The following is a 12,497-nucleotide window of genomic DNA, read 5'->3' as shown; positions in this document are numbered from 1 at the left end:
AATGCAAGAGTCCGGGCAGTCCGGAGGACGCTTTCTCACAGGCCGTCATCGCCTGCGCGATGCGCGTTCGAGGCTGTCGGTGGAGCTCAAATCTCGACCAGATGATCGTCGAGCTCGTTGGTGTCGCCCGACGTGACCGGGAAGTGCTCGGCGAGCACCGCTCCAACCGATCGGATCGCCTTGACGAAGCCGTCGGCAAGCCGGTCGTCGCCGGCATGTGCGGTAAGCTCGCGCACCACATCGTCCCAGACATGCTGGCCGACCTTGGCGTCGATGCCTGAATCGGCGACCACCTCGGCGTAGCGCTCGGTGACCGAGACGAAGACCAGCACGCCGGTGCGCGCGGTCGTGCGGTGGACGTTGCGGGCCAGGAACTGCTTCAGTGCGTTGTCATGCGCGGTCTGATAGCGCAGCCGTCTCGGCACCATATGGATGCGCAGCCCCGGAAAGGCCCATAACAGCAAAAGAAAGCAGGCCAGCGCCAGAAGCTGGGCAATGACGAAGTGCGGCAGACGGATGGTTAGCCACCAGGCCTCGAGCCCATAGGCGACGGCGAGGCTGACCAGCAGCGTGGCGAGAGCCGCCACGAAGGCAGCCGGAAAGAAGTAGTTGCCGCTGGCATGCGCCACCACGCAGTAGATTTCGCCGTCGGTCCTTGATTCGGCGGCGCGGATCGCCCCGGCGATGCGCTCATGGTCCTGCGGGCTGATCGGTCGTATCGCCATGATCCCTCTCACCAGCTTCCCGAAGAGCCGCCGCCGCCGGAAGAGCCCCCACCGCCGGAGAAACCACCGCCGCTACCGCCCGAGGACCAGCCGCCGCCGCCCGACCAGCCGCCGCCACCTGACGACCAGCCGCCACCCGACGATCGCCGGCTCGGCTCGAACGTCATGCCGAGCCAGCGGTAACGGCCGGGACCGATCTTCTGGCCGAAGATCGGCGGCAACACCGAGGCCGCTATGCTGCCGAAGAAGATGAGCGCCCAGATGCCGATGAAGATGGCGAAGAACAAATCGTCGGAATTGAACGGCGCCTGCTGGTTGCGCTTGCCGCGTGCTTCCAGCTCCTCGGGATTGCCGTTGAGCACCATGATCATGTCGTCGACGGCCTTGGTGATGCCGCCGGAGAAATCGCCGGCACGGAAGGCCGGCACCATGTCGTTTTCGATGATCAGCTTGGTGTGCAGGTCGGTCAGCGTGCCTTCCAGCCCGTAGCCGACCTCGATGCGCATCTTGCGGTCGTTCGGCGCGACCAGAAGCAGCACGCCGTTGTTCTCCTTCGCCTGGCCGAGTTTCCAGAACCGGTACAGCCGGTTGGCATAGGGCTCGATCTCCTCGCCGCCGAGACTGGGAATGGTGGCGACGACGATCTGATCGGAGCCCTTCGTCTCGAAATCGGCAAGCTTCTGCGTCAGTGCCGCCCTGGTCGCCGCATCGATGATGCCTGCATTGTCGACGACACGGCCGGTCAGCGCCGGGAGCTCGGCGGCGAGGGCCGCAAATGGCACCACGAGAACGAGGAGCAGGACAGCGACGCGATACATGGCGCGTCGTCCCTCATTGGCGAGCAGGATCACCACGTCGGAATCCGGCAATCATCCGCCCTGTTTCGTGCCGAAATCGACCTTCGGCGTCTGCAATTTGTCCTCCTCGACCGTGAAATTGGCGAAGGGCTCGTTGCCGCGGAACCAGAACGTCGCCCACAGCACCGAGGGGAAGGTCCGCAGCGTCAGATTGTAGTCCCTGACCGCCTGGATGTAGTCACGCCGCGCCACCGCGATGCGGTTCTCGGTGCCTTCGAGCTGCGCCTGCAGCGCCAGGAAGTTCTGGTTGGCCTTCAGGTCCGGGTATGCCTCCGACACAGCGAGCAGCCGCGACAGCGCGCTGGTCAGCCCTGCCTGGGCGTCCTGAAACCTCTTGAGGGCTTCGGGATCCTTCAACGTTTCTGGCGTTACCGTGACCTGCGTCGCCTTGGCGCGCGCCTCGACCACGGCGTCGAGCGTGTCCTTTTCGTGCGAGGCGTAGCCCTTGACCGTCTCGACCAAGTTGGGGATGAGGTCGGCGCGGCGTTGATACTGGTTCAGCACCTCGCTCCACGCCGCCTTGGCGTTCTCCTCCGCCGTCGGGATGGTGTTGTAGCCGCAGCCGGCAAGCAGCGGCAGCATGACGGCCATCACCAGCAAGGCGGGCAGCGTGCGGAATGTCGGGAAAGCAAGGCGCTGGGCAAACATGATCGGTCCCCTCGGTAGAAGTTGCATGCGAAGCATTACCACAATCGGCGCGCAAGAAAACGACCTCGGCGCAGACGGTTACCGATCGGATTACGGTCGGTCGCAAGGCGCTGTAATTGACGGGGCGAACGCGGTAAGGTCGCCCCGAAACAGGACAGCATCATGGCGCAGCGCCAGGACAGCGACACCGAATCGCGCCGCATCCTCGAGCGCGTCGCGCGCGAAACCGATCCGGCCGCCACTTCGCTCGCGGCGCGGACCGCGAAGGCCGTTCGCGACCACGTCGCGGCGGCCGATGCCGACCGCGCCGATCCGATCGAAGTCTGGGGCACGCGCATTGGTAGGATAATTGGGCTGCTGCTGGCGCTGGGCCTGATGGTCTGGCTCGTGCTTTTCCTCACCCGGGGCAGTTAGGATTCCAATGAGCACCGAGCAAGCCGACGCGCCGCGCGCGGTCATCGTCATTTCCAGCCATGTCGCACGCGGCTCGGTCGGCAATCGCGCCGCCGTCTTTGCGCTGGAATCGCTGGGTTTCCCGGTATGGGCGGTGCCGACAATCATCCTGCCCTGGCATCCCGGCCATGGGCGCGCGACCCGCATCGTGCCGCCGCTCGATCAGTTCAAGGCATTGATGGCCGATCTGGAGCGCGCGCCGTGGCTGGGCGAGGTCGGGGCGGTGCTGTCGGGCTATCTCGGCGAGGCCGGCCAGGCCGAAGCCGTCGCCTCGCTGGTCGCTGCGGTCAAGGCGAGGACGCCCGACGCCGTCTATATCTGCGATCCGGTAATGGGCGATTCGGGCGGGCTCTATGTGCCGGAGCCGACGGCGATCGCCATGCGCGACCGGCTGATGCCGATCGCCGACATTGCTACCCCTAACCGCTATGAGCTGGAATGGATGGCCGGCGTGCCGTTGCCCGACCTGAAGTCGGTGATGGCCGCGGCGCTCCATGCGGGGCCTTCAACCATGCTGGTCACCTCGGCGCCGTCGATGATTTCAGGCGGCACCGGGAATCTTCTGCTCGACGGCAGCCAGGCGCTGCTCGCCGAGCACCGCGTCATCGACAAGCCGCCGAACGGTTTGGGCGACCTGACAGCGGCGGTCTACCTGGCGCGCATCCTCTCCGGCCAGCCGGCGATCAAGGCGCTGCAATCGACGACGGCGGCGGTCTACGAGATCCTGGCGCGCACGGCCAAACGCGGCGGCGACGAATTGCAGCTCGAAACCGATGCGCAGAGCCTGTCGCACCCGATGGCGATGGTGCAGCTTCGCCGTCTCACGCATCCGGGGCGGGACCGCCGCGCGTGACATCGGCCGAAGTCGTTGTTGCCGGCGTCGACGGCTGCAAGGCCGGCTGGATCGTCGTTCGACGTGCACCCGGCTCATTGCCCTCCGTCGAAATTTTCGCCAGCTTCGCCATGCTGCTCGCTGCGGTTCCCGACGACGCGATCGTCGCCGTCGACATGCCGATCGGCCTGCCTGAATTTTCGAGCAAGGGCGGGCGCGGACCGGAGGCGCAGGTCAGGTCGCTGCTCGGGCCACGCCAATCCAGCGTCTTCTCGATCCCCTCTCGTGCGGCACTCTACGCCGATACCGCCGAGTTCACTTCGATCGAAGCCTGGTACGCCGCGCACCGCCGGGCGAGCGACGTGGCCAGGACGACATCCGATCCGCCGCGCGGCGTTTCGATCCAGGCATTCGGCATCTTTGGCAAAATACGCGAGATCGATACGTTGCTGATCTCGCGGCCCGAACTGCGTGGCCGCGTCTTCGAATCGCATCCGGAAGTGGCTTTCTGTCGGCTCAACGGCGGGCAGGCCATGCTGCTGCCGAAGAAGGTCAAGGGCAGCATCAATCCGGCCGGCATGGCGGAACGCAAGGCGCTGCTTAGCCGGCACGGCTATGCCATAGACTTCCTCGATCAGGCGCCGCCGCGCGGTGCGGCCGCTGACGATTTCCTCGATGCGGCGGCGATGATGCTGATCGCCGGCCGCATCGCCGCCTGCACGGCACGGCCGTTTCCCGACCCGCCACTTACCGACGGCTTTGGCATACCGGTCGCCATCTGGGCGTGACAACATTGCCCAGCTTTGCGCCTGACGCAGGGCATTTCTCACCAACCCCACAATTCTGCATTGCTCGCGACGGGCTTTTACCGCTAGAGCGTTTTCTCGACCGCAACGAGCTGCCGCCTCCAACCCGGAAAGCCGCCCATGCCTCACCTTCCCGACCACCTTCTTGCCGGCTACCGCAATTTCATGAACGGTCGCTATCTCACCGAGAGCGGCCGCTATCGCGAGCTCGCCCGGGAGGGGCAAGCGCCGGAAACCATGATCGTCGCGTGCTGCGATTCCCGCTCGGCTCCCGAGGCGATCTTCGACGCAGGGCCCGGCGAACTCTTCGTGCTGCGCAATGTCGGCAATCTGGTGCCGCCTTACGAGCCGGACGGCGAGTTCCACTCGACCTCGGCCGCGCTCGAATTCGCGGTGCAGAGCCTCAAGGTCAAGAACATCGTTGTCATGGGCCATGGCCGCTGCGGCGGTATCCGTGCCGCGCTCGACGCCAATTCCGCGCCACTGTCGCCGGGCGATTTCATCGGCAAATGGATGAGCCTGATCGCGCCGGCCGCCGAGACCGTGTCGGCCAGCACCTTCATGACTGCGACGGAGCGCCAGACGGCCCTTGAGCGCATCTCGATCCGCTATTCCCTCGCCAATCTCAGGACCTTTCCCTGCGTCTCGATCCTTGAGGGCAAGGGGCGGCTGTCGCTGCACGGTGCCTGGTTCGACATTTCGACCGGCGAGCTCTGGGTGATGAACAAGGAAACCGGCGATTTCGAGCGCCCGGTGCTGGAGTGACCGAAACGGCACGCCAGGCAATGAACATCCGGCCGGTCATGTTCACCGCCGCCGCACTGCTGATGGCGATCATGGCCGCCCGTGCCGATGACGGCGCCATCATCAGCCGCTGGTATTCGGCCCTGCTGGTCGCCGACCGCACCGAACTTTCCGACCTGCTCGCCGACAATGTGCGCATCGAACTCGACGACCTCGGCATCGTGCAGGGAAAGCAGGAGTTCATCGCCGCGCTCGACGAATGGAAAGGTGCGGTTGCTGGTGCCGCGATCCGACACCGGATCGAGAAGAACGAAGGCGGCGTCACCACGGTGATCGCCTGCTACGACTTCCCCGACAACGACATGCTGATGCATGAGACCTTCGCCATAGCGGGCGACCGCATCACGGCCAGCACGCAGAAAGCGCTTGCGGAAAGCTGCGAAGCCTACTGACCGGCAGCGCTGTTGCGCGCGCCGGACGAGCGCCCTACATCGGTGATTTCAGCCCCTCCCGACCTGCCAGCCCGAAAGACAATCCATGCCCGCCACGAAAGCCGTCGACCTCGCCGCCCATCCGCTGACCACGTGGCAAGGGCCACTCGGCCTGCCCGATTTCGCCCGATTTGGCGACGACGAGTTCGCACCCGTCTTCGACGCGGCGCTGAAGGCGCATGAGGCCGAGATCGAGGCCATTGCCGCGAACGAGGATACGCCGACCATCGAGAACACGCTTCAAGCCCTGGAGCTCGCCGGCGAAGCGCTCGACCATGTCTCGTCGATCTTCTGGTGCCGTGCCGGGGCCCACACCAACGAGGACATCCAGGCGCTGGAGCGCGACATCTCGCCAAGGATGTCGAGGCATTTCTCGGCGATCTCGATGAATGAAAGGCTCTTTGCCCGCATCGACGACCTTTACCGGCGCCGCGAGACGCTCAAGCTCGATGCCGAGACGTTGCGGGTGCTGGAAAAGACCTGGAAGGGTTTTGTCCGCTCGGGCGCGAAACTCGACGCGGATGGCAAGAAGCGGCTGGCAGGGATCAACGAGGAGCTGTCGTCGCTCGGCACCAGCTTCGGCCAGAACGTGCTTGCCGACGAACGCGACTGGGCGCTGTTCCTGGACGAGGCCGACCTGGCCGGCCTGCCGGATTTCGTGAAGAGCTCGATGGCCGAAGCCGCCGAGACGCGCGGCCAGAAAGGCCGCTACGCCGTCACCTTGTCGCGCTCGATCTACGAGCCGTTCTCGACCTTCTCGGAGCGCCGCGACTTGCGAGAGATCGCCTTCCGCGCCTTCACCATGCGCGGCCAGAATGGCGGCGCGACGGACAATACAGCCGTCGTGCGCGACATGCTGAAGCTGCGCGCCGAGAAGGCGAAGCTGCTCGGCTACGGCTCCTTCGCGGCGCTGAAGCTCGACGACACCATGGCCAAGACGCCCAAGGCGGTGCACGACCTGCTCGATCCCGTCTGGGAAAAGGCGTTGGAAAAGGCCGCCGCCGACCAAAAGGAGCTGGAACGGCTGGCGGCGGAAGCCGGCAGCAACGAAAAATTCGCCGCCTGGGATTGGCGTTTCTACCAGGAGAAGCTGCGCGCGGAGAAATTCGCCTTCGACGAGGCGGAATTGAAGCCCTATCTCCAGCTCGACCGGATCATCGATGCCTGTTTCGACGTCGCGACAAGACTGTTCGGCATCACCTTCGAAGAGAGGAAAGGCATTGCCGCCTGGCATCCGGACGCGCGTGTGTTCGTGGTGAAGAATGCCGATGGCAGCGAGCGCGGCCTGTTCCTGGCCGACTATTTCGCGCGGCCGTCGAAACGCTCCGGGGCCTGGATGAGCGCACTGAAATCAGGCTACCGCCTGGGCCCCGGCGCGAGCCCGATCATCTACAACATCATGAATTTCGCCAAGCCGCCCGTGGGCGAGCCGGCGCTGCTGTCGGTGGACGAGGCGAAGACCTTGTTCCATGAATTCGGCCATGCCCTGCACGGCATGCTGACCGATGTCACCTGGCCTTCGGTGTCGGGCACTTCCGTCAGCCGCGATTTCGTCGAACTGCCCTCGCAGCTCTACGAACACTGGCTGACCGTGCCGGCGGTGCTGGAAAAGCACGCTTTGCATGTCAAGACCGGCAAGCCGATGCCGAAGGCTCTGCTCGACAAGATGCTGGCGGCGCGCACTTTCGGGGCTGGCTTTGCCACGGTGGAATTCACCGCCTCGGCGCTGATCGACATGGCCTTCCATGCAAGGCCCGACGCGCCTGAGGAGCCACTTCGTTTCGAGGCCGAAACGCTCGAAAAACTCGACATGCCCGACACCATCGCGATGCGCCACCGCACGCCGCATTTCGGCCATGTCTTTGCCGGCGAGGGCTATTCGGCCGGCTACTATTCCTACATGTGGTCGGAAGTACTCGACGCCGACGCCTTCGCCGCTTTCGAGGAGACGGGCGACCCCTTCAATCCCGCGCTGGCCGAGCGGCTGAGAAAGAACATCTATGCCGCCGGCGGCTCGAAGGATCCGGAAGAACTCTACACCGCGTTTCGCGGCAAGATGCCGTCGCCGGAAGCCATGATGGTGAAGCGGGGGCTGGTGTGATCAGCCAATTTCCCCCCTTGTGGGGGAGATCGGCTGCTTCCACGGATCCGCCACCCTTGGCCAGATCGCCCGCTTCAGTTTCCTGTAATCCGTCACCGCCGGATTGCTGGGGTACGCGCTCGGCGCCGAGAGATAGATGATCTCGGCGGCGATCGGTTCGAAGCCGGCGTAGAAATGGTTGGTCGATTTGATCAGCAGCATGTCCTTGGCCAGCGGATCGACGCCGATGTTGGAAAAAATGTCCGGCTCGAAGGTCTGCGTGCGGTTGGTGTTGAGGATGATGTCGACCTCGGTGCCCTCGATGCGGATCAACGCGGCGGGCCCGAGCGTCACCCGGCTCGGCCCGAAGCTCTGCCAACCTTCGGCGAGAACTTTCAGCACTGTGACGCGGGCGTCGATCGGCTCGCCGGCCTGAGGACCGGCCTTGCCGCCGAAACGCAGGTCGATGACGGCGCCCTCGCCCGCGGCCCGGCAGAAGGTCACGGAGACCGGATCCCAGATCGTCGCCACGCCGACATTGTCGATGCCGCGGGCCAAAAGCTCCCGCAGCACGATGGTGCCGTCACCCGGCACGCCGCCGCCCGGATTATCCCAGATATCGGCGATGACCACCGGCCTGCCGCGCTTTTCGGCGCATACGGCCTGCGCCCGCTCTATGCCGTCCTTGGCGCTCAGCATCGTCATCGCCGTCTTTTCGCGCATCGCGTAGAGTTCGCGTCCCAGCGTTTCGGCCAGCGCGTCGCCCTTGGCCTTGTCATTGTCGGTGACGACGAGGATGCGCGTGCCCATTTCGGGCACATCCGCGGCCATGAAGCCATGGATGACCGAGACCGACAGCACGCCGTTGTTGCCGTGCAGCGCCTTGATGCGGTCGACGAAGGAGCGCATCGGCTCGCGGCTGGTCGGCAGCACCTGGATCATGCGGCAGTCGAAGGTCGAGATGACGGGCTTGATCTCGCCACGCGCCGCGGCAAGGCCGAGCTCGACGACATGCTCGCCGCGCTCGTAGAAGTCGGTGTGCGGGAATTCGAGGAAATAGGCCATGATATCAGATGCCGCCACGCGCTTGGGCGTGAGATGACTGTGCGGATCGAACTCGCAAGCGATCACCACGCCAGGCCCGACGATCTCGCGCACCCGTTCGAGCAGGTCGCCCTCGCAGTCGTCATAGCCCTGCGCCACCATGGCGCCATGCAGGCCGAGAATGACGGCCTCGACCGGCAGCGCTGCTCGGAGCTGGCCCAGAATCTCGTCGCGCAGCGCCTCGTAGGTCTGCCGCTGCACCAGCCCGCCGGGCTCGGCCCAGGTGGCGGTGCCCTCGATGACGGTCAATCCCTCTGCGGCCGCGCGCCGGCGCAGCGCGACGATCGGCGAGGAGCACAGCGTCGGCGTCTCCGGATGCTTGCCCGGCCCGGCATAGAAGGCCATCTCGAACGATGCCCTGTCGGTCGGCACCGGCGAGAAGGTGTTGGTTTCCGTCGCCAGCGAGGCGGTGAAGATGCGCATGAAAGCTCCGTGGACAGGTTACTCTTCGCTCTCGCAATTCCGGACTGAAAAACCGCCATATACTTTCTCATGGAATTGCTATTTGACGGCTCCGAGCGCCAGCCCCCGCACGAGGTAGCGCTGCAGCCAGATGAACAGGATCGCCACCGGCAGCGTCGCCAGCAGCGTGGCGGCCATGACGTGGTGCCATTCGATGGTGTAGCGCCCGGCGACCAGCGAGAACACCTGGATCGGCAGCGTGTAGCTCTCCTGGCTGCGCAGCATGGTGAGCGCCACGACGAATTCGTTCCAGGCGTTGATGAAGGTGAAGATGGCGGTGACGGCAATGGCCGGCAGGCAGAGCGGCAGGAACACTTTGCGCAGCGTCAGCCAGCGGCCGGCGCCTTCCATCCAGGCCGCCTCCTCGAGATCGCGCGGGATGGTGTCGAAATAACTCTGCAGCATCCACACGGTGAAGGCGACGTTGAAGGCCATGTAGATGAAGCCGAGCGCGGTCGTCGATTGGACCAGCCCCCAGGCGGCCATCAACCGGAACAGGCCGAGCACCAGCACGATCGGCGAGATCATCTGCGAGATCAGCAGGAACTGGCGGAAGGCGCCATAGCCGGCAAAACGAAAGCGCGACATAGCATAGGCCGCCGGCACGGAGATCAGGATGGCGCCGACGGTGGCGATCACCGAGACATAGAGCGAATTGGCGAGCGCCCGGCCGAAGCCGGTCGCCACCCACATGTCGGCAAAATTCGACCAGCGGAATTCGCTCGGCCACCAGGTCGGCGACAGCACCTCCTGCCGCGGCTTGACCGCGGTCAGGAACATCACCGCGAAGGGGAAGACCGTCACCACGATCAAAGGCGCCAGCAGCAGCCAGGCGATGACGGTACGTTTCAGCTTGCTCCTCATACGCGCTGCTCCCGCATGGCGAGGCGCACATAGATCATGGTGAAGACCAGCAATATGGCGAACATCACCAGCGACACGGCGGAAGCCTCCCCCAGTTTGCCGATGCGGAAGGCAAGCTTGTAGAGGTGAGTGACCAGGATGTCGGTCGAGTTGGCCGGCCCGCCCTGCGTCATTACCCAGATGATCGGGAAGGAATTGAAGACGTAGATGGTGTTGAGCACGATGGCGATGTTGATGAACGGTTTCAGGAGCGGAAAGGTGATTTCGCGGAACTGCTGTGCCGGCGTCGCTCCTTCGAGCGCGGCGGCCTCGTAGAGATCGTCCGGAATCGAAGACAGGCCGCCAAGGAAGATCGTCGTGGTGAACGGCACCGTCACCAATATGCCGATCAGCACCTGCATCGGGAACGCCGTCTCGGCGCTGGCCAGCCATTGGACATTGTGATCGATCAGGCCGAGGCCGAGCAGCGCCGAATTCAGCATGCCGCTTTCGCCGCTCAGCGCCCAGCGCCAGACCACCGCCGTCATGGTCAGCGACACCGCCCAGGGCAGCATGATGATGACGCGGGCAAGGCCGCGGCCGTAAAAATCGGTGTTGAGGATGATGGCGACCGGGATCGACAGAAGCAGCGCGCCGCCAACCACCAGAACGGTCCATATCCCCGTGCGCCACAGTGCGGCGACGAAATCGGGATCGGCGGTGAGGGCGGCGAAATTGGCAAGACCGCTGAATTCGCGCAGCTGGCCGAAACGGTTGACGTCATGCGTGGCGATCTGGATCAGGTCCCAGACCGGCCAGAAGATCACGATTGCCGCCAGGAACAGGCTGGGCAAGGTCAGCAGATAAGGCAGGAAACGATTTTGCATCGGCTGGCCTGTAACCTCGGCGCACGGGATCGGAAGGTTCTGCTTATGCGGATTTCGGATCGGGAGACCAAAGATGTGGCGCGCCCCGCCTGAGTGGGGCGCGCCACGGGCGCAGGGAGATACGCCCTATTTCTTCAGCACGGCGTTGGCCTTCGCCGCCGCATCCTTCAAACCCGCCTCCGGGTCGCCGCCGAGGTATATCTTCTGGATCGCATCCGACGTGATCTGGGCGATCTCCTCCCAGCCCGGAATGACCGGCGCGAAGCGCGCATCGGGCAACAGCGCGGTGAAGGCGGCGAGGTCGGCATTGTTGACGTAATAGTCCATCTTGGCCTCTTCCTTGTTCACCGGCAGGAAGCCTTCGCCTTGCGTGAACTTGGCGCGCTGCTCCGTGGTGAACAGGAAGTCGAGCAGCTTCCAGGCCTCGTCCTTGTTCTTGGAGTTCTTGAACATGATGATGGAATCGGTGACGCCGTAGGTGCCGCGCGCGCCCGTCGGGCCGGCGGGTATAGCCGCCACGCCGTATTTGAGGCTCGGCGCCTCGTCCTTGATCTGGTTGGACAGGAAGGGTGCGGTGATCATCATGCCGACCTTGCCCTGCTTGAACAGGTTCTGAACGTCCTCACGGTTGTTGGAGGTGACGCCGGGCTCCGTCAGGCCCTCGTCGATCATCGACTTGTAGAGCTTGGCGGCTTCGAGCGCGCCAGGCGTGCTCAAGCCCGATGTGCCGTCCTTGTTGAGGATCTCGGTGCCGTATGACCACATCGCATAGTAATAGTAGACGTCGGTCTCGATCTCCTTGCCCTGCAGGCCGAAGCCGAATGTGCCGGACCCCAGCGCCTTGATCTTGCGGGCGTCCTCCTGCAGCTCGGTCCAATTGGCCGGCGGCTTGGCGATGCCTGCCTTCTCGAACAGCTCCTTGTTGTAATACATGGCGCGCGCCGAAGCGGCGATCGGCAGGCCGTAGGTCTTGCCGTCCATGATCGAGGGCGACAAGAACGTGTCGATGAAGCGGCCCTTGAAGTCTGGCGTGATGTAGCTGTCGAGCGGCTCGGCGACGTCCTGCTGCACGAAGTCGATCAGCCAGCGCGTGCCGATGATCGAGAGATCCGCATTGGTGCCGGCGGTGATGTCGGTGGTCAGCTTCTGCAAGAGCACATCCCACGGCACCACTTCGAACTTGACCGTGATGCCGGGGTTCTTTGCCTCGAACTCCTTCTTGACCTCCTCGAAGTAGGGGGCGGTCTTGGCGCTGTATTCGGCGACGGTGACGCGCACCTCGCCGGCTTGCGCCTGTGCCGCGAAGGCCAGCATGCTCATTCCGGCCATCAAGCCGACAGTCCATTTCGCAATGCTCATCCGATCTCTCCCATTTTGTTCCGCGCTTTTGCGCTCCTCACGCCGATGTTGGCGCAGGATTATGTGACTTTCCTACATTATCGAGGATCTGGCCGCACGCAAGCAGATTATCGTGTTGCTTAATTACATTCCATTCACTAGCCTGCCGACATCTGCCTAGAGCAGTTCACCGTTTCACGGAAACGGAGAACCACTCTAACTCTTTG

Annotated in this window: 13 protein-coding genes; 6 read left to right on the top strand and 7 right to left on the bottom strand. The window is 64.2% G+C overall.

The genetic code is table 11. The features are described 5' to 3' along the window. Positions 1-86 precede the first annotated feature (86 nt). Genes FJ940_RS01685 through FJ940_RS01675 form a run of 3 tightly spaced genes read right to left on the bottom strand, consistent with a single transcriptional unit; the run spans position 87 to position 2,230 of the window. Positions 87-725, bottom strand: a complete 639-nt coding sequence (locus tag FJ940_RS01685; RefSeq protein ID WP_140514007.1) for a TPM domain-containing protein — start codon at positions 723-725, stop codon at positions 87-89. A gap of 8 nt (positions 726-733) precedes the next feature. Then, positions 734-1,543, bottom strand: coding sequence for a YgcG family protein (locus FJ940_RS01680; protein WP_181165206.1), 810 nt, complete (start codon positions 1,541-1,543; stop codon positions 734-736). Positions 1,544-1,594: 51 nt separating this feature from the next. After that, positions 1,595-2,230 (bottom strand): LemA family protein, encoded by a 636-nt coding sequence (locus FJ940_RS01675; RefSeq protein ID WP_140514006.1) that lies wholly within the window; start codon positions 2,228-2,230, stop codon positions 1,595-1,597. A 162-nt stretch (positions 2,231-2,392) separates the two neighbouring features. Between FJ940_RS01675 and FJ940_RS01670 the strand changes: the two genes are divergently transcribed. The 6 genes from FJ940_RS01670 (at position 2,393) to FJ940_RS01645 (ending at position 7,657) form a co-directional block, all read left to right on the top strand. Continuing rightward, positions 2,393-2,644 carry a hypothetical protein gene (locus FJ940_RS01670; protein WP_140514005.1) on the top strand — a complete coding sequence of 84 codons (252 nt, stop codon included), beginning with the start codon at positions 2,393-2,395 and terminating at the stop codon, positions 2,642-2,644. Positions 2,645-2,651: 7 nt separating this feature from the next. After that, positions 2,652-3,536, top strand: coding sequence for a pyridoxal kinase PdxY (pdxY, locus tag FJ940_RS01665; protein WP_140524619.1), 885 nt, complete (start codon positions 2,652-2,654; stop codon positions 3,534-3,536). Then, complete coding sequence (locus tag FJ940_RS01660; protein ID WP_140524621.1) at positions 3,533-4,303, top strand: DUF429 domain-containing protein; 771 nt, start codon at positions 3,533-3,535, stop codon at positions 4,301-4,303. The genes pdxY and FJ940_RS01660 overlap by 4 nt, the downstream gene beginning before the upstream one ends. A 138-nt stretch (positions 4,304-4,441) precedes the next feature. After that, positions 4,442-5,086 carry a carbonic anhydrase gene (locus FJ940_RS01655; protein ID WP_140492485.1) on the top strand — a complete coding sequence of 215 codons (645 nt, stop codon included), beginning with the start codon at positions 4,442-4,444 and terminating at the stop codon, positions 5,084-5,086. Positions 5,087-5,106: 20 nt separating this feature from the next. Beyond that, the gene (locus FJ940_RS01650; protein WP_181169588.1) at positions 5,107-5,517 is read left to right on the top strand and encodes a nuclear transport factor 2 family protein; all 411 of its coding nucleotides are present in this window, start codon (positions 5,107-5,109) and stop codon (positions 5,515-5,517) included. 85 nt (positions 5,518-5,602) lie between these two features. Further along, entirely contained in the window at positions 5,603-7,657 is a 2,055-nt protein-coding gene (locus FJ940_RS01645; RefSeq protein WP_140654999.1) for a M3 family metallopeptidase, read from the top strand. Here FJ940_RS01645 and FJ940_RS01640 read toward each other — a convergent pair whose 3' ends face one another. From FJ940_RS01640 to FJ940_RS01625, 4 genes are all read right to left on the bottom strand, one after another. Next, the gene (locus FJ940_RS01640; RefSeq protein WP_140654996.1) at positions 7,658-9,163 is read right to left on the bottom strand and encodes a M81 family metallopeptidase; all 1,506 of its coding nucleotides are present in this window, start codon (positions 9,161-9,163) and stop codon (positions 7,658-7,660) included. Between the two features lie 78 nt (positions 9,164-9,241). After that, positions 9,242-10,066: a carbohydrate ABC transporter permease gene (locus FJ940_RS01635; RefSeq protein WP_140654993.1), complete on the bottom strand. Its 825-nt coding sequence runs from the start codon at positions 10,064-10,066 to the stop codon at positions 9,242-9,244. After that, complete coding sequence (locus tag FJ940_RS01630) at positions 10,063-10,932, bottom strand: sugar ABC transporter permease (RefSeq protein WP_140554801.1); 870 nt, start codon at positions 10,930-10,932, stop codon at positions 10,063-10,065. Before FJ940_RS01630 ends, FJ940_RS01635 begins: the two co-directional genes overlap by 4 nt. A gap of 126 nt (positions 10,933-11,058) precedes the next feature. Then, the gene (locus FJ940_RS01625) at positions 11,059-12,291 is read right to left on the bottom strand and encodes a sugar ABC transporter substrate-binding protein (RefSeq protein WP_140654990.1); all 1,233 of its coding nucleotides are present in this window, start codon (positions 12,289-12,291) and stop codon (positions 11,059-11,061) included. Between the last annotated feature and the right edge of the window lie 206 nt (positions 12,292-12,497).

It is taken from the genome of Mesorhizobium sp. B2-3-7 (assembly GCF_006442695.1).
Lineage (GTDB): Bacteria > Pseudomonadota > Alphaproteobacteria > Rhizobiales > Rhizobiaceae > Mesorhizobium.
The sequence above is the reverse complement of the archived record's forward strand: the minus strand, read 5'-3'. Positions and strand labels throughout refer to the sequence as shown.